12 protein-coding genes and 6 pseudogenes are annotated in these 17,622 nt (G+C 57.2%); 10 read left to right on the top strand and 8 right to left on the bottom strand.

Annotated elements, in window-relative coordinates; all coding sequences use genetic code 11:
- Positions 1 to 87: 87 nt before the first annotated feature.
- The 8 genes and pseudogenes from istA (WGT02_RS34010) (at position 88) to WGT02_RS33975 (ending at position 7,862) form a co-directional block, all read left to right on the top strand.
- Complete coding sequence (gene istA, locus WGT02_RS34010) at positions 88 to 1,572, top strand: IS21 family transposase (protein ID WP_208244988.1); 1,485 nt, start codon at positions 88 to 90, stop codon at positions 1,570 to 1,572.
- Positions 1,569 to 2,051, top strand: a pseudogene (locus tag WGT02_RS34005) (ATP-binding protein); the annotation flags it as partial. The gene istA (WGT02_RS34010) and the pseudogene WGT02_RS34005, both read left to right, overlap by 4 nt.
- Positions 2,052 to 2,164: 113 nt before the next feature.
- Positions 2,165 to 3,685: an IS21 family transposase gene (gene istA / locus WGT02_RS34000; RefSeq protein WP_208180357.1), complete on the top strand. Its 1,521-nt coding sequence runs from the start codon at positions 2,165 to 2,167 to the stop codon at positions 3,683 to 3,685.
- The gene (gene istB / locus WGT02_RS33995) at positions 3,675 to 4,469 is read left to right on the top strand and encodes an IS21-like element helper ATPase IstB (protein WP_208245060.1); all 795 of its coding nucleotides are present in this window, start codon (positions 3,675 to 3,677) and stop codon (positions 4,467 to 4,469) included. Before istA (WGT02_RS34000) ends, istB begins: the two co-directional genes overlap by 11 nt.
- A gap of 493 nt (positions 4,470 to 4,962) precedes the next feature.
- Positions 4,963 to 5,364: a transposase gene (locus WGT02_RS33990; RefSeq protein ID WP_318246585.1), complete on the top strand. Its 402-nt coding sequence runs from the start codon at positions 4,963 to 4,965 to the stop codon at positions 5,362 to 5,364.
- Positions 5,348 to 5,539, top strand: a complete 192-nt coding sequence (tnpB, locus tag WGT02_RS33985; protein WP_208246234.1) for an IS66 family insertion sequence element accessory protein TnpB — start codon at positions 5,348 to 5,350, stop codon at positions 5,537 to 5,539. The genes WGT02_RS33990 and tnpB (WGT02_RS33985) overlap by 17 nt, the downstream gene beginning before the upstream one ends.
- Positions 5,506 to 6,332: pseudogene (locus WGT02_RS33980) on the top strand (IS66 family transposase); the annotation flags it as partial. The gene tnpB (WGT02_RS33985) and the pseudogene WGT02_RS33980, both read left to right, overlap by 34 nt.
- A gap of 888 nt (positions 6,333 to 7,220) precedes the next feature.
- Positions 7,221 to 7,862: a GntR family transcriptional regulator gene (locus WGT02_RS33975; protein WP_176703676.1), complete on the top strand. Its 642-nt coding sequence runs from the start codon at positions 7,221 to 7,223 to the stop codon at positions 7,860 to 7,862.
- Positions 7,863 to 8,325: 463 nt separating this feature from the next.
- On the opposite strand, the gene WGT02_RS33970 is transcribed toward WGT02_RS33975, so the two are convergent.
- Together WGT02_RS33970 and WGT02_RS33965 are read right to left on the bottom strand one after the other, a co-directional pair.
- Positions 8,326 to 8,535, bottom strand: a complete 210-nt coding sequence (locus tag WGT02_RS33970) for a hypothetical protein (protein WP_225040338.1) — start codon at positions 8,533 to 8,535, stop codon at positions 8,326 to 8,328.
- Positions 8,536 to 8,697: 162 nt separating this feature from the next.
- Positions 8,698 to 9,321: pseudogene (locus tag WGT02_RS33965) on the bottom strand (IS21 family transposase); the annotation flags it as partial.
- Positions 9,322 to 9,488: 167 nt separating this feature from the next.
- Between WGT02_RS33965 and WGT02_RS33960 the strand changes: the two are divergent.
- Complete coding sequence (locus WGT02_RS33960) at positions 9,489 to 10,619, top strand: reverse transcriptase domain-containing protein (RefSeq protein ID WP_208246356.1); 1,131 nt, start codon at positions 9,489 to 9,491, stop codon at positions 10,617 to 10,619.
- Between the two features lie 108 nt (positions 10,620 to 10,727).
- On the opposite strand, the pseudogene WGT02_RS33955 reads toward WGT02_RS33960, so the two are convergent.
- The 6 genes and pseudogenes from WGT02_RS33955 to WGT02_RS33930 form a co-directional block, all read right to left on the bottom strand.
- Positions 10,728 to 11,774: pseudogene (locus WGT02_RS33955) on the bottom strand (IS66 family transposase); the annotation flags it as partial.
- A gap of 79 nt (positions 11,775 to 11,853) precedes the next feature.
- Positions 11,854 to 12,201: an IS66 family insertion sequence element accessory protein TnpB gene (gene tnpB / locus WGT02_RS33950; protein WP_208246354.1), complete on the bottom strand. Its 348-nt coding sequence runs from the start codon at positions 12,199 to 12,201 to the stop codon at positions 11,854 to 11,856.
- Between the two features lie 31 nt (positions 12,202 to 12,232).
- Positions 12,233 to 13,543, bottom strand: coding sequence for an HlyD family type I secretion periplasmic adaptor subunit (locus WGT02_RS33945; protein WP_208246352.1), 1,311 nt, complete (start codon positions 13,541 to 13,543; stop codon positions 12,233 to 12,235).
- Positions 13,540 to 15,228 (bottom strand): type I secretion system permease/ATPase, encoded by a 1,689-nt coding sequence (locus WGT02_RS33940; RefSeq protein ID WP_208245904.1) that lies wholly within the window; start codon positions 15,226 to 15,228, stop codon positions 13,540 to 13,542. The genes WGT02_RS33945 and WGT02_RS33940 overlap by 4 nt, the downstream gene beginning before the upstream one ends.
- 347 nt (positions 15,229 to 15,575) lie before the next feature.
- Positions 15,576 to 16,376, bottom strand: a complete 801-nt coding sequence (locus tag WGT02_RS33935; RefSeq protein ID WP_208246350.1) for a calcium-binding protein — start codon at positions 16,374 to 16,376, stop codon at positions 15,576 to 15,578.
- A 336-nt stretch (positions 16,377 to 16,712) separates the two neighbouring features.
- Positions 16,713 to 16,919, bottom strand: a pseudogene (locus WGT02_RS33930) (ATP-binding protein); the annotation flags it as partial.
- 429 nt (positions 16,920 to 17,348) lie between these two features.
- Between WGT02_RS33930 and WGT02_RS33925 the strand changes: the two are divergent.
- Positions 17,349 to 17,616 (top strand): annotated as a pseudogene (locus WGT02_RS33925) (tyrosine-type recombinase/integrase); the annotation flags it as partial.
- Positions 17,617 to 17,622: the final 6 nt, after the last annotated feature.

Below are 17,622 nucleotides of genomic sequence, written 5' to 3'. Positions count from 1 at the left end.
TCGTTTGTGTATCGCGGCCGGCCCAGTATCGAGGTGTATTCCTGAGAGGAGCACCGATTGCCGGGTCGCCATGTAAACGATCATCAAATGAGGCTTTTTATGAAGTTGCGTCAGACGCATTCGGTCACTGTTGCGGCCGCCAAATCCTCCATAAGCGTTGCCACAGCCTACCGCCTTGATAGCGATGCCAGGCTACCATCCCAAAAGAAGCCGGCCCGTGAACGGCGGCGTCCCGATCCACTCGTCGACATCTTCGACGCCGAAGTTGTGCCGATCCTGAAGTCCTCGCCAGGTATTCGATCTGTGGCCCTCTACGAGGAGATGCTGCGGCGTCATCCGGAACTCGGACAGGGAATTCGGCGGACTCTGGAGAGGCGGATCAGTGCATGGCGGTCAATACATGGCCAAGAACAGGAGGTTATCTTTCGGCAGGTTCATGAGCCAGGCAGGCTTGGACTATCCGACTTCACCGATATGGGCAGCATTGGCGTTCGCGTCGCCGCTGCGCCGCTTGATCATCTTCTTTATCACTTTCGTCTTGTCTGGTCCGGCTTTGAGCATGCGCACGTCATCTTGGGCGGAGAGAGCTTTGTCGCCCTGGCGGAAGGTTTGCAGAATGCTTTGTGGTCGGTGGGTGGGGCACCATTGAACCACCGAACGGATAGCCTCTCTGCTGCTTTCCGCAATCTCGACAACGACGCAAAGCGGGATTTGACGCAACGCTACGAGCAGCTCTGCGAGCACTACCTGATGACGCCGACGCGCAACAACAAGGGTATCGCCCATGAGAACGGCTCGATCGAAAGCTCCCATGGCCATCTCAAGAGTGCGATTAAAGACGCACTCTTGATGCGAGGTTCAAATGATTTCGACGACCTCGACAGCTATCGCAGCTTCATCGATGAGATTATCGGCCGTCGCAATGCGCTGAAGGGCAAGCGAACCGATGTGGAACGAACGCATCTGCAACGTTTGCCCGAAAGACGAACGACCGATTTCGAGGAGATCGTTCTGCGTGTCGCGCGCACCGGGGGCTTCACACTGCGTAAAGTCTTCTACACAGTTCCTTCCCGACTGATCGGACACACGCTGCGCATTCGCCTTTTCGACGATCGCCTTGATCTGTTTGTCGGCGGAACACCATTGATGACACTGCCCCGAGGGCGCGCTCACTCCAGTGGCAAGCATAGTCAGATCGTCGACTATCGGCATGTCATTCATTCGCTGCGCCGCAAACCCATGGCTCTGCTCGGCCTTGTTTATCGCGATCAGCTCTTTCCACGGCAATCGTATCGGCAGACCTTCGACCTCTTGATTGAACGGATGCCAGAGAAGCAGGCGTGTAAGTTGATGGTCGAGCTCCTCGCACTTGCGCATGACCGCGGCTGCGAGGCTGAACTCGCCGACCAACTTCAGCTCAGTCTCGACGCCGGTAAACTGCCGAACATGCAGCGCCTGAACGCACTGTTCGCTCCCGATCCGGCCGCGATACCCGGTGTCGTCGTCCAACTGGCTCCTCTTTCCAGCTACGAAGTTCTGCTCGCATCGAACGAGATGGGAGATGCAGCATGAAGAATAGCAGCTCCGTCGACGCCGCACGCCTTTCCCTGCTGCTCAATGAACTCCGCCTGCCAGCGATCAAAGTTCTGTGGCCGCAATTTGCTGAACAGGCCGACAAGGAAGGCTGGCCAGCAGCGCGCTTCCTTGCGGCCATCGCCGAGCACGAGCTCTCGGAACGAGACCGGCGCAGGATTGAACGTCATCTCGCTGAGGCAAGACTGCCGCCCGGCAAGACCATTGACAGCTTCGACTTCGATGCCGTGCCAATGATCTCGAAAGCCCAGGTCATGGCGATCACCGCTGGCGACGCATGGATCGCTAAGGGCGCTAATGTCCTGATGTTCGGCCCACCAGGCGGAGGCAAGAGTCATTTGGCGGCCGCCATCGGGCTGGCACTTGTCGAAAATGGTTGGCGGGTTCTCTTCACGCGCACGACGGAACTTGTTCAAAAGCTTCAGGTCGCTCGCCGCGAACTTCAACTGGAATCCGCGTGTTGGTTTCCACGCAGAACTGAGCCGGTTAGGCGCATAATTTCCATTGAGAATTGAGCCATGTGAACCTTCCCCCCAACGCGGTGAGCGACGGGGGCCACGGAGTGATCCACATGGGACTTTTAAACATCATCCGTCGGATGGCGCTGCGCGAGAAGCAGTCGATCCGCGAGATCAGCCGGCGCACTGGGCTGTCACGCAACACGATCGCGAAGTATTTGAGCGCTGGTACGATCGAGCCGACGTTCACGGTACCGGAACGTCCGAGCAAGCTCGATCCTTTTGCCGACAAACTTGCTGGCTGGCTGAAGACCGAGGCCGGGAGGTCGCGCAAGCAGCGCCGAACGCTGAAGCAGCTTCATGCGGATCTGGTGGTTCTCGGCTTTACCGGCTCCTATGGTCGGGTCGCCGCGTTCGCCCGCGACTGGCGGGCTGAGCAGCTGACAGCGGGCCGCGGCATATTCGTTCCGCTGTCTTTCCGCCCAGGCGAGGCATTCCAGTTCGATTGGAGTGAGGACTATGCCGTGATCGGCGGCGAGCGCACGAAGCTTCAGGTCGCACATATCAAGTTGTCGCACAGTCGGGCCTTTCTGGTCAGGGCCTACCTGCTGCAAACGCACGAGATGCTCTTCGACGCCCACTGGCACGGCTTCCGTGTGTTCGGCGGCGTACCTGGTCGCGGCATCTACGATAACATGAAGACGGCGGTCGATCGTGTCGGTCGCGGCAAAGAGCGGCAGGTCAACATCCGTTTCCTCGCGATGACGAACCACTACGTCTTTGCGCCAGAGTTCTGCAATCCCTCTGCCGGCTGGGAGAAGGGGCAGGTCGAGAAGAACGTCCAGGATGCTCGCCCACGACTGTGGCAACAGATGCCTGACTTCCCGGATTTGGCGGTATTGAATGCTTGGCTGGAACAGCATTGCCAGGACCTGTGGCGGGAGACGGCGCATGGCACCTTGCCCGGCACAATCGCAGATGTTTGGGCTGATGAGCGGGCAGCATTAATGGCACTGCCACCCGCATTTGACGGCTTCGTTGAGCAGAGCAAGCGCGTCTCACCGACATGCCTGATCACCTTCGAGCGCAATCGTTACAGTGTGCCAGCATCGTTTGCGAACCGGCCTGTCAGCCTGCGCATTTATCCCGAGAGACTGGTCGTTGCGGCCGAGGGCAATATCCTATGCGAGCATGAGCGGGTCATTGAGCGGAGCCACGATAAGCCGCCACGAACGATTTACGACTGGCGACATTACCTTGCCGTCATCCAGCGCAAACCCGGTGCCTTGCGCAATGGTGCGCCCTTCCTGGAATTGCCGCTGGCCTTCAGACAGTTGCAAGATCAGATGCTTCGCCGCCCCGGCGGTGATCGTGAGATGGCCGACATCCTCGCTCTGGTGCTTCATCACGACGAACAGGTCGTCGTCAGGGCCGTGGAACTGGCTCTGGATCAAGGCGTGGCGACCAAAACGCATGTGTTGAACCTGCTGCATCGGCTGATTGATGGCAAGACGACCGACGGTCCCGACATCGATACGCCACAGGCACTGACCCTGCTGCGCGAACCCAAGGCCAATGTAGAACGCTACGATGGCTTGCGGGTCCGGATCGTAGGAGGTCGTCATGCGTCATGACCCCGCAAGTGCTGCCGTCGTCATCATGCTGCGTAGCCTGAAGATGTATGGCATGGCCCAGGCCGTCACGGACCTGATCGAGCAAGGTGCTCCCGCCTTCGATGCGGCCGTGCCAATCTTGTCCCAGTTGCTGAAAGCCGAGATGGCCGAGCGTGAGGTCCGCTCGATTGCCTATCACATGAAGGCTGCTCGCTTCCCAGCCTACAAAGACATCTCCGGATACGACTTCGCCGCCAGCGAGATCAACGAGGCCACCGTGCGCCAACTGCACCGATGCGAGTTCATGGATGGGGCGCAGAACGTTGTCCTTATCGGTGGCCCTGGCACTGGAAAAACGCATGTCGCGACCGCTCTTGGAATCCAAGCCATCGAGCATCATCGCCGAAAGGTCCGCTTCTTCTCGACCATCGAACTGGTCAATGCTCTCGAGCAGGAGAAGGCTAAAGGCAAGGCGGGCCAGATCGCGGAGACCTTGGTCCGCCTCGATCTGCTCATCCTGGACGAGTTGGGATACCTGCCGTTCAGCGCCTCAGGCGGAGCACTACTCTTCCACCTGTTAAGCAAGCTCTACGAGCGGACCAGCGTCGTGATTACCACCAACCTCAGCTTCAGCGAGTGGGCAACCGTCTTCGGCGACGCCAAGATGACGACCGCTCTGCTCGATCGTTTGACCCACCGTTGCCATATCCTGGAAACCGGTAACGACAGCTTCCGCTTCAAAGCCAGCTCGGCTGCCGCAGCACAGAAGAAAGGAGAAAAAGCCAATCCCTTGACCAAATCCTGATCAGAAAACCATACTTAGAGGTGGCTCACTTCTTGGTGGAAAAACCGGCTCAGTTCCGCGTGGAAACCAACAGAGACGCTTCGATCGTAAGATTTTGCCGTACACTCGGATTCTCGGGTTTTCGCGAATCAGTGGCAGAGGAGCCTACACACTTGCGATCACAACGCGTGAGAATTCACCATTAGCTGAGGTGGCCCATGAGGTGCTTTTGTTGAGCTCCGCGGGCCCTTGGCCAGAAGCCGGCTCAGCGAGGCTGATGCCATCGATGGCTCTGTTGAGCGAGTGCATCGCCGAGAGCATAAAAGGCAATACCGGCCTAGAATCTCAAGGGCGGCACCCTTGATGAAATCATGCTCCACGATGTGTCGTTGAATTGTAAGCGCGCAAATCCCTGCACCTGTTCAATTGGAGCGTCCTGATTGATTCTGTGTCCACAACGGAGACTGTGGACATAATGACATTGACTGGCGTGGGCCCATTGAGGTCGCTTCGGGTGACGAAGATTCTTCGCAACGGAAAGCGGCGGTTTGATCCTGTTGAGAAGGAGCGTTTGATCGATGCGGCCCTTGAGCCGGGGATATCGATAGCAGGCCTGGCGCTCGCCCACGGGATCAATGCCAATCAGTTGCGCAACTGGGTCAAGCTTCGCCGGGAGCGGCCCGCGGCGAGAAAGTTGACAAGTATGGCAAACAGCGCGCCGCCGGCCTTTGTTCCGGTGGTTGCGGCAGCCTCGGTTGTCCGATCACCGGCCCCGTCGGCTCGACCGACATCACCACGCGTACGTTTGAAGGCGACGCTACCGAACGGCGTTCAGCTTGAGCTTGAAGATGCGGATGCTCAGGTTCTGTCGGCAATGATCGAAGCGTTGGGGCGTTGCGATGTTCCGGCTGGCTGACGATCTGCGCGTCTATCTTCACCGGGAGCCGATCGACTTCCGGGCCGGGATCAACAGCCTTGCGATCCTGGTCGAGCAGTCTATGGGCCTCAATCCGTTCGAGCGGGCGGTGTTTGCCTTCTGCAATCGCCGCCGTACCCGGTCCATGGTGACGAGACGACAGTTCAGGTGCTGAAGGAAGAGGGCAAGGATCCCACCAGCATCTCTTACATGTGGGGCTACCGTAGCGGCGATGACAGCCGGCAACCGATCGTGCTGTTCGATTATCAGCCCGGCCGCGGGCAGGAACACCCGCAGGCCTTTCTTGGCGACTACCGCGGTATCTTGATGAGCGATGGCTATCAGGCCTGGCGCACGTTGAAAGGCGCCACGCATGTCGGGTGCATGGCCCATGCCAGGCGGAAGTTTGTCGATGCTCTCAAAGCGCGCAAGAAACCCGGTGGGCCGCCGGCACAGGCCATCAAGTTCTTCGACCAGCTCTACCGGATTGAAAGGCAGGTGCGGGACGAAAAGCCCGACGACGGCGAAACGAAACGCGAGATCATTATATGCGCCGCTTTCGCCAGAAACACAGCGTCCCGGTCCTTGCCGCCCTCAAGGAATGGCTCGACAAAATCGCGCCAAAGGTCGTGCCCGACACCAAGCTTGGCGATGCCGTTTCCTATGCGCTCAATCAATGGGAGTACCTGACGCGCTATACCGGCGACGGCAGGATGCCGATCGACAACAATTTGCTGGAGCGTGACATCAGAATTTTTGCCACTGGAAGAAAGAGTTGGCTCTTTAGCGATACAGTCCAGGGGGCCAAAGCCAGTGCCGTCATCTACAGCTTAATGCTGACCTGCCGGGCCTTTGGCGTCGAGCCATTCGCATGGTTGAAGCACGTTCTCACCGAACTGCCGCAGCGCCCCGACGATGCTGATATCGACGACCTGCTGCCCTTCAACTTCAAAAGCCAGCCAGCATAAGCCGACGCCCTTCAAAGCGATTTACGACGTGCACTGAAAAGCGCGCTTACGTTGAATTGAACCAAAGCGCGCTCATGCGCGGGCGCAGGAAAGTGCTCGACGTGCAATTGCCTGGCCTTCCTCTGCACGCCAGGAAAGTTTGGTTGACTTGATGTCACCGACGCCGGCTTCGAGGGAAGGCCACCAAAGCTTCGCGGTTCATCGCCATCAAAAGAACGTTCGAATTCGTGCGCATGAATCATCTGAAAAGCCTGCACAGGTACAGCAGGGACTCACGACACCCCGGCTTGCAGCGCCCTCAGAATTTTAACGTTGCAGCCTTGCTCTGATGGCGGGGCGATATTTCTTAGCCGGAAGCCGCCCTTGCGAAAATCGTCAGCAGGTGCAGCAAGCCGCACAAAGCATAGTAACAAGTTATGTCATCATTTCAGTCGGTTAAGTCGCCGCCGCCGAGTCGGTCTTCCGTTCAACGCGTTATGCCGCGCTTTCGATTCGTCTTCGACGATCTATCAGCTTCGTTTGCTTGATTTCAGCTACCCACGGCGCGGCCTGTGGGCGGCTGGCATCGCGTCGTTCATCGCCAAATCCCCAACGGATAGTCGGACGGGATCGGCTCCTGCTTAACCGTAGCCCCTTGGCGTTTTCCGTCGCATCGACGAGGTCAAGGACCACGGATTGCTCCGGCTGTTTCATCTTCATTGTTTCGAGGCCTTCCCATAGCCATTTCCTTTCGCTGTGCGCTACAACCTAACGAAGAAAAAAGCTCGACATGGTTGGATTAATTTTAAAACCAATGGCGTTATAATCTGAAAATAACAACTTGAGTTGGCTTCCGCGCACGGCACTATGCCTATATCGCTGCCTCTATTATGTAAGTGGAGGCTTGCGATGACGACCAGTGTTGAAACATTCGAAATGCTCCGGAGCGATATAATTTCAGGGAGATATCGACCAATGCATCTTTTTCATCCCAAGCAGTTATCCGAAGAACACGTCGTAAGCGTTGCCCCCATAAGGGAGGCCATGCTCAGGCTCAGTGAACGCGGCCTCCTTCGGTGGGAGCGCAACCGAGGGTTCTTCGTAGAGAAAATTAGTAGCTCGACCGCGTTGTTTCATTTGGATCAGTTGCGATCACATTATACGTATGCAATCGGTAGGTTGAAAGACAAGGGCGACACTATAGAACTAAACGTTGAAACAAGCGATCGAACGGTAGTAGACAGCGTGGAGAAATATAAGCGCTGGCAGGATTCGTTGGCTTCTGCAATATTTTCTGATTCAGAACAGGAGTTTGTTCGTGGAGCGTGGGACAGAATATGGATATATCGCAACCATTATTTAGAAAACGCCGGAATCATAGAATACAAGTACAATTTTATGAATAAGGCAACAAAGCTTATATCGGAAAAAAGATACGATGTCTGCATTCAGGTCACTGACGCTTTGTTCCGGTATGTAATGAGTAAGTTTCCAGATATTCTATGTAGCCTGAATAATTTGCAGGTCATGTCAGCGGATGTTCAACAGTAGTTGAGCAAGGCCGGAATGCTTAACGGTGAACTCCATCTCTGCTAGGGTGCTTTGATCACAGAACCTTGCATATGATTGAGGTCGCCGCAGCCCCAGACAGGCTCCACATCAGCTGGCAGATCGTTAGCCTATTCGCATCGTTTTGTTGCTGCCGACGGTTGGGGGCAGCAGATTGACGAGGGTTTTCTTGTTCTGCTAAGACCTGTCTGCGGGCATGATGGAGTAGGGGGCATGGCCCAGCGCGCGACGGCGATCAGGGCCAACGGCCTCAGCCATCGCATCATGATCATGACCGCCAAAGACCGCGGAAGGTAGAACTGCCTCGACGGCCGGCGACCAGGTGTGCAGTAGCGGAAACGAGACCGCGGCTTCGGCGAAATACTAAGTGTTCCGGAAGAATCGGAGAGGTAGCGCTTTGCTAAAGCTGCAATCAATTCTTTGTTGGTCGTCACGCTGATGTACCTCATCTGATTTGCTCCGCCCCGACAATTTCTGGGAGCAAATCAGCTGAGCCAACAGCGAACTTCACCAGGACGGGAACGCGGCGATAGATGCTTCGAGGCGTATAGGCACGTTCGCACAAAGCCTTCACGTACTGCTCGATCTGCGGCCCTAGCCAGCAATCCATAATCCGATCGATAGTTTGTGGTTTGACGAAAAAGCGTTCCAACATGACAACCTCCATTCTGAATTAAGGGGAATGGGAGGGTGCGCTCGTTGTTCGCCAGAGATGTGCCGCCACAGACAATCCGGTCGTTTGATCACAGAAACTTACGCCCGCCGGGGCACATAACCGTTCGGGACACAAAACTACGATTACGTGCCCGGGCACGTAATCGGGAACCAGCAACGCCGGTGCGCCACCGAACGCCTCAAGCGCAAGCAGGTGACATTCGATCCAGTCGGGCAACGTTTCGCTCCAGCGAGCATGTGCAAATGAAGGGCTCGATGCGCCGAGCACTGCGACGAACAGGTGGGCTTGCCGCGTCTTTCCCGACAATCTGTCGACGACCACCGTGACCGTGTCGCCGGCATAATCGACGAACAGCTTTTCGCCGGCCGCATGGTTTTGGCGCATTGTCACCGGCAGCTTCAGCGCCCAGCCGCGATACAAATCACAGTAACGGCTGTAGCGATATCCCTCGGGATGAAGGCCGATATACTCGTCCCAGAGGATCTGCAGCGTCACATGCTTGCGCTTCAGTTCCCGGTGAACAAGAGCCCAATCCGGCTCAGCGCTGCGGCGATGACCGGTCTTCGTGCCGGCAGCCTTGTAGAGAGCCGCTTCCAACATCGCATCGCTGACGTCCTCGCCCAACGGCCAGGAAAGCCCAGCAATGTCCACACGGCGCAGCGTCTCACGCACCGTCGACGGCGCCGCACCAACGCGCACCGCAATCGACTTGTGGCCAAGGCCTTCCTCAAATCTGTATCTCAGTATCTCGCGGACACGCCGCATCTTTAGTCTCTCCGCTGGCATCGCGTTCCTTCCTCTCAGGCAACTGAAAGGACGAACGTCTCACCAGCAGAACACCCCGACAAACACCCCAATCAGAGGGCGGCATTATTTCGGAATGCGGGGGCGGATTGCCTCGGAATCTGCACTTTGGAGAATGGATAGAGCCGATGCTCCAATCCATTCACCGCCAGGGATATTGCGCGCCGGCAGTGCGGCGCGTTTACATCCCCAAGCCCGGCAAGACGGAGAAGCGCCCGCTCGGGGTGCCAACTGTTTCGGACCGGGCGCTTCAGCGCAGCACAGCTGCGGTGCTGTCGGCGATCTACGAGCAGGACTTCTTGCCCTGCTCGTTCGGCGGCAGGCCGCATCTTAGCGCTCATCATGCCCTGTCGACCCTCAACGAGGCAATCTGCGGCGGCCGGACGAGCTGGGTGCTGGAGGCGGACTTGAAGGACTATTTTGGGAGTCTGTCGCATGAGTGGCTGCTCCGGTTTGTCGAGCATCGAGTCGGGGATCCGCGCGTGATCAGCTTGATCAGGCGCTGGCTGAAAGCAGGCGTCCTTGAGGACGGGGCTGTCCACCCGAGTGATGAAGGAACTCCTCAAGGAGGGTCGATCAGCGTTTTGCTGAGCAACGTTTATCTCCATTATGTGCTCGACCTCTGGTTCGAGCGCGTGGTGAAGGTCCAGCTCAAGGGCGAAGCCCGGCTGGTGCGTTATATCGACGACTTCGTGATCTGTTTCCAACATCAATCGGATGCGCTCCGCGTCGAGGACGCTCTCCGTCATCGTTTGGGGAAGTTTGGCCTCACTCTTGAGCCGAGCAAGACCAAGTTGGTCGAGTTTGGTCGGTTTGCTCAGAGAGATGCGAGCAAACGCGGCAGAAATCGCCCGGAGACGATCTACTTTCTGGGCATGACGCTGTACTGCTCGCGGAACCAAAAGGGTAACTTCAAGGTCGGGATGCGCACGGAGAAGTCTCGGCTTCGACGTAGTCTCTCGTCTCTGCAGGAGCTGATGCGGCAAGTTCGACATTACGTCATCAGGGACCAGGTCAGCGAAATCAACGCTGCTCTTCGTGGCCACTACGCCTATTATGGCATCGCCGGAAACCTTCGGTCGCTGCTCAAGGTGTATCGGGCCACGGAACGGTACTGGTGCCGAATGTTACGCAGCCGCAGCCGAGATGGTGGCCGCCTCACATGGGACACTTTCAACCAGATCAAAGAACGGAACCCGCTGCTGCGACCCAAGCTGCGGCTTCCTTACGGGAAGCTGCAAGCACTCGCGGTGCTGTGAAGCTGCCGAAGAGCGTAGTGCGGGAAATCCGCACGCTACGTTCTGTGGGAACCGGGGGCGGGTGACTGCCTCCGGTGACCGGGGCTCGGTAACGACCCCGCCTACTCGGCACGCTGCCTCATAAATCGGACCCGGACTTCGATCAGGAAGATAGAGCTGGGTATAGCCGGTATAGGCATCGGCCTGAAGGATGCCGCTATAATTGGCCAGGTGGGCTTGAGGGTGTTCGCCGGCTCGATCCCGGGAATAATAGAACATGGCTGATGGCGGCGCAGATCCGCCGAACGGAGCATCGTCTCGCACATACGACCAAACGCGGCCCGTGGCAGTCTTGCCGGCGGCCAGAACCGGCACCGTCGTATCGTCGCCATGAACCCGTTCGGCCGCAAAGGTATGAGCTTCGATCCGCCTCAGCAGTGGCTCAAGAACATGGCAGCAGGAACCGATCGCGTCAGCCACGGTCGACAGGCTGATTGGCACACCTTCCAACGCAAAGCGTTCGACCTGACGATTGAGGGGAATGTGCTGGCCGAATTTGTCGCAAAGGATCATCGCCAACAGGCTCGGACCCGCCCACCCCCTCGGGATAACATGGAAAGGTGCAGGCGCCTGACTGATCGTCTCGCAGTCGCGGCACGAGAACTTTTCCCGCACCGTCTGGATAACCTTCCAGGAGCGCGGAACGCTCTCCATCGTCTCGGTGATGTCTTCGCCGAGCTTGCGCAACCGATCACTGCCACAGCAGTGACAGGCAACCGGACCAGGCACAACAACACGTTCACGCGGCAAGTGAGCGGGAAACGGCTTCTTGACGGGCCGTTTGCGGGTGAAGCCGACGACAGCGATTGGAGCCGCCGAGGCGACGGCCATTTCGGCAGCAAGCTCATCCTCAGTGGCGGCAGCCTCGGCGTCCTCCAGCATCAGCTCCATCTGCGCAATCAGCCGTGAGGTTCGTTCCGACTTCCGGCCACGCAACTGCCTTTGAAGCTTTTCGATATGGACTTTCTGCCGAAGAATGATGGCCTGATCATCGGCTTCCTTGGCCTTGGCGACGGCAAGTTCGGTCACCGCGGCGGCTCGTTCCGCCCGTGCGACGATCAGCTCTGCCTCAAGGGCAGCGGCGTAATCGGGGTGCTGTTCCGAGCCGGTTTCCATGCTCGAAGTGGACCACAAAACCCCTGATTTGCATAGCTTTTCTTCGGATTCTGAGCCGCAAATCCCGGCAAAATATGCGCTATCCGGCGCTCGTCGGACGCCAGGTCTGCAGCGGGTTTCGCCAGTCGACCCCCTCAAGCAGATAGGACATCTGACCGGCGGAAAGAGCGATCGCGCCACCCTCGGTCGCGGGCCAAACGAAACGGCCCCGCTCCAGGCGCTTTGCATAAAGCGATAGCCCGATCCCATCGTGCCACAGGGCCTTTATCAGTCGTCCATTTCTCCCGCGGAAGACAAAAACGTCACCTTGGAAGGGGTCACGACCGAGACCTTCCTGCACCAGAAGTGCGAGCCCCTGCATCCCCTTGCGCATGTCGCAGTGACCGCTCGCGATCCACACCCGCACCCCGGAGCTGATCGGGATCATTTGAGTGCTCGGCAGCGGATGCGAAGAAACGCTACTGTTCTTTAAAAGCGCGAGCGACTTGGTCAGTTATCGGCTTAGTTAGGTACGCAAGCGCAGTCCGCTCGCCCGTCTGAATGAAGGCTTCTACGGGCATTCCCGCAACAGGCACGAGGTGTCCGAGACGCGCCCACTCTTGTTCCGGCAGAAGAATACGCAGGGTGTAATAACTCTGGCCGGTTCTTTCGTCTGTAGTTAGGTCGGCTGCTATCTTCGTCACTCGCCCATTCAGCTCCGGTGTTGTGCGTTGACTAAAGGCCGAAAACCGGAGGGTGACATCCTGACCAACGACAACTTGGTCGATATCTTGTGGCGCTAGTTTGAGTTCTGGTGTTAAAGTATCGTCACTTGGAACGATTTGCATAATCTCCTCACCAGGCTTGACGACCGCGCCGCTCGCATGGACGGCGAGCTGATGGACCACACCTTTCTGCGGAGCGCGAATATCAATGTGCTTTAACTCATCTTCTGCAGCAACTAGGCGCTCGGCATATTCGCCCATTTCGTTCTCTGCCTGACGTAGTTGATCCGAAACTTCAGTTCTCTGATCGTCTTCAATCTGAATGATCTGAAGTTCGGTTTCGGCAATCTTGCCATTTATCTCAGCGGCTGATGCGACCAAACTGCCGAGCCCTCCAGTGAGCTCGGCCGCATCTCGTTGCAAAGCGTAGACGCGGGTTGCTGGAATAATGCGTTGATTCAGCAGCGGTTGAAGATTGGCGAGTTCCTCGTTTATGATGGCAACGGCCTTCCGTTTTCCATCTTGTTGGGCGGCGAGCCCTTGTGTCTGCTTCGAGAGTTGGCGTACTCGTTCGGTCAGTTGCGCCTTTCGCCCGAGTTTCGATGAACGACGGTCATTGAATAGTCGCTGTTCGCCATCAATGATCGTGGCCACGCCGACGCTAGCTTGATCCCTGACGAGCGTTTCAGGAAACTCGATGGCTTCTTTTAAATCCCTTTCGGCCGACAGTCGCGCGATTCGCGCTGTAAGCTCCTTAATCCGCTTTGAGACGATCGCTAGATTGGCACGCGTCCGGGCGTCATCCAAATGTATAAGTATCTGGCCGGCTTGGACGCGATCTCCATCTTTGATGAACACCTTGCCGACGGTACCGCCTGTTTGGTGCTGGACGGGTTTGATGTAGCTGTCGACGACGAGCGCCCCCGAAGCGATAACTGCTCCGTGAAGGTGAACGGTTGCTGCAAGCCCGCCTAATACCCCGACGAGAAGGATAATCGCCGCAAGGGCAATTAAAGTGAGGCGCCCGATTGCGCCCTCGGCAAGGGGAGCTTGATCGTGGCTCATTGCGCCGTCTCCTCGCCTGGCACCATCAGTCGAGCAGACGCTACTGGTTCTGACTGCGGTGTCCTTCTCAGCACCTCATCTTTCGGGCCGAATGACTTAGCTCGACCATTCGCCAACACAAGTACCTTGTCGACTGCCGCAAGTGCGCTAGGGCGATGCGCGACAACGACCGCGATGCCGCCTCTTGCGCGAATCCCGAGAATCGCGCGGGACAATGCGGCCTCGCCGTCCGCGTCAAGATTAGAATTGGGTTCATCCAGAACGACCAAAAAAGGATCGCCATAAAGCGCCCTAGCCAAGCCGATGCGCTGTCGCTGGCCCCCTGATAAGGCTGATCCCCGCTCTCCGATTATTGTGTCGAAGCCGTCATGAAATTGCACGACCATGTCATAGACGCCGGCCGCCTTCGCTGCTGCAATGACTTTTTCGGATGAGGCATCCGGATCAAGGCGCGCGATGTTCTGCGCAATTGATCCACCGAACAAGGAGACATCCTGCGACAAGTAGCCGATATGCCCGCCAAGCAACTGGGGATCCCATTGCGATACAGCGGCACCATCCAGGCGCACTGCGCCCGCGATCGGTTGCCACAGCCCGACAAGTCCCCGAGCAAGACAGGATTTGCCTGACGCGCTTGGACCGATTACCCCCAGTGCCTCTCCAGCACGAAGCTCAAATGCGATGCCACGGACGATCGCGTTTTGGCTGCCAGGAGCTGCGAGATGTAAATTCTCCACCTTGAGAACATCAGCAGGCCGGGGAAGCATGATCTCGGGTAGACCGGTCGGCATGATTTGGGACAGTTGGACGAGGCGTGACCAACTGTCCCTGGCTCTAACGAATCCCTTCCACTGGCCAATAGCCAGTTCGACTGGGGCTAAGGCACGGCTCAACAGAATGGAGCTGGCAATCATGACGCCCCCAGTCGCTTCCTGTCGTATGACTAGAGTCGCGCCCACCGCAAGCACGGCAGACTGGAGCATCATGCGCAATACCTTGGATAGGGTTGACAGAGAAATGGTGAAAGAAGTCGAGCGCAAATGATTGTCAAGGAACCGGCAATTTACGTCGCTCCACATCCGACCAAGCTGATGACCGAAGCCCATTGCCAGAACCGCTTCGGAATTTCGCCTCGTCGCCTCTGCGAGAGCGAACCTCTCCGATGCTAGCTGGGCCGCCTCCTTTGCCGGCCGACGCGACTTCTGCTCAGCCATAATTGTCAGCGCAACAAGCATGAGGGCTCCCGCCAGGGCGGTGACGCCGACCCAGACGTGAAACAGGAAGCAGAGCCCGAGATAGAACGGCATCCACGGAATGTCAAACAACGCTACTGGGCCTGGCCCGGATAGGAAACCTCGTACAGTGTCGAGATCGCGAACAGACTGAAGTCCATCGCCCGGCGTCTGGACGCGGGAAGGAAGCAGAACGAGAGATTCGTATACCGATTTTCCAAACCGCTCATCGACGGACAAGCCCACCCGTAGTAGCAACAGAGATCGAATGAGTTCGAGTACTCCCTGAAACGCGTATAATGTGCCGGCGATGATCCCGAGACCGACGAGAGTGGGCAGACTATGGCCCGGAATTACCCGATCATAAACTTGAAGCATAAAGAATGAGCCGGTCAAAGCAAGCATGTTGACGACGGCGCTAGTCATGGCCAGGCCAGAAACGGCCTTCTTCATCGAAGAAAGCGCCGCCACAAAAAAGACCTGTGGCCGATTGAGATTACTGCGCAACAAAAAATATCCTATTCCTGCAGGCGTAAGGCGGGAGACGTCCTGATGTAGGCTCGTAAACGCGACAGTCTTCGGCAGGATCGAATTGGCGAGACCTCCAGTAATCTTTTCAGTAACGATAAACTTGTGCTCAGGATCGCTTTGAAGTGTCTTTCTTCATCTCGATCGAGGCGACGCTTGAAACCGACTGGAAAGCCGAAGAACCTCGTTGACGCCATGAGAACAGAGGCTCCTCGGGGAGCCTCTGTTCAGAGAGAGGGAAGCGCTGGGGTGCTCCCGTGCGGAACTACCGGTCAGCAGTACTCGAAATTATTCGAGGTCATAGAGGCTAAGTCAGCCATAGTCTTATTTTCCAGATAGCCGAAATCATGCGCGGTGTTATCACCGTCAACATAGGCTAGAGCTACAACTCCGCCCTCTAATGCATTAGTTTTGTAGTAAACCAAGATGTCGCCGCGAACTTCGTGAGAAGCAGCGTTTGCGGCCTCAGAGGCAGATGCGAAGCTTCGATCGGTGAAAAAAATAGGGCTCCGGCCGTTGATGAAGTTCCCAACGGTTCCCTGCTGCGAGGGCGGTCGGCCAAAAGAGTCGAAGTCAACAGCGTCCAGTACGATTTTGTCCTCAGTCAGGTTGAAATCCGTAACACCGGTGACCTTCAGGCGATCTAACGAGGGTTCGGACATCGGGTCATTGAACGAGAATACGAACCGGTCGTGATCAGCGCCGCCAGTCAGAGTATCTATACCGTCACCGGCGACAAGGCGATCGTCGCCGTCGCCGCCATCGAGAAGATCATCATCCCCCTCTGAGCCGACACCGCGAGACGACGAATACGAGGAGTTGCCATAGAGCGTGTCGTTACCGGGCCCCCCAAAAACCCTGTCGTTGCCTAGCCCAGCGAAGATCCAGTCGTTGCCGCCGTTGGCCAAAATGCGGTCATTGCCATTGGTCCCCGTGAATATGTTGTCGCCGGGCCCCAAATTTACGAGTCTGTCAGAGGATCGCGGGGGAGTCAGGTCATCGCGGGGAGTCAGGTCGATGACATCAAGCAACTCAGGGCTACCTGGAATTTTGATCGGGGAAGTGAAATTCATTATTTGTATGCTCCTTTTGACGCATGCCACGATGCCACATGCCCACTATTATGCTCTGCCTGGCGACTGAAGAAATCGATTTTGTTGATAGCAGGCATCCATGTCCCGGATGTTGCCGTGTCCATTTCACATTAATGCTGAGGAAAACGCTGGCTGACGCGCGTTGGCAAACTTAACTGCGTATCGTTGCCGAGGCATGCGCAAAGCGCGTCCGGACCGCAGCTGGCGCCTAACTCCCAACGCAGTGCCGACGTCCCCTACAGCGCTTGGTAAATGCCATCATGGCTGATGTGCATGGCCCGGATCTTCGGGGAATCGGGCCTACGCCTATGCGCAACCTGCTCTGGGCTCCAGACCGTTGACCAGCGAACGGCCAAGATCGTCATCCACCGTGTCGATACGCGACCATCCAAGTGCTGTCAGGCGGCCGCGCATCGCATATTGCAAGACGCTGCTTTCGCAATTGTGCAGAGCGTGACGGGCCGAGGACTGGCGGACATACAGGATGGTCTTGCGTTCCAAGTGGTGTGGCCCGATTCGCATGCATCGTAACCAGCCTCCGACTGCTGCGAGGCGCTCTCGCCGTTTGCGTGGTTTACAAGTAGTCGCACTATGAGAGCCGTGAGGGTCTGACACGCGTCCTCCGGCAACGCCTGCCATACATCGCCGGACTGCTCCCGCTTTGTGGGACCGACTGATAGGTTGTGAACTGACCGTGGCAAATGGGGTCCCAAGAGGTGGTGTAGGTCGATAGCGGTGGCCATCGGCTTTTTCCGGTAGGGTTGGGTTGTTCAATCACAACCTTTTGGAAAGATCACCGATGACCGATGATATGATGGACCTGCGCTCGTTTGTTGAGAAGAGCGTTGATGCGGATTTGGGTTATGTGCGTCAAGTTCAGCAAAATGGGCGATGCGCGGCAGATGGTCGAGCGTATTGCGCAGGAAGTGCACATTATGCCGATGTCGGCGGCAGGCCTGCGCGAAAGCGCACAACCTCTCGCGCTTGTCCAAACCGGTGACGCCGCACAGCTTGCGGCATGCCTTCGCCGTCCATCTCCTGGAGGCCGGTGCTGACGTGCGCACTATTCAAATTGCTGCTCGGTCACTGCAGTCTCGCGACCACCGCCCATTATCTGCGCATCGCCAACAGCAAGGTCTGCGCTACGGCGAGCCCCTTCGAGCTTTTGCCACGTCCAGCGCCCTCCCTGCCGCCGCCCGCCAAACCTGAGTATTTCTGAGCTCCC

It is taken from the genome of Rhizobium sp. T1470 (assembly GCF_042140505.1).
Classification (GTDB): Bacteria; Pseudomonadota; Alphaproteobacteria; order Rhizobiales; family Rhizobiaceae; genus Rhizobium; species Rhizobium favelukesii.
Note: the sequence above shows the minus strand (reverse complement) of the source record. Positions and strands in the feature narration are given on the sequence as shown.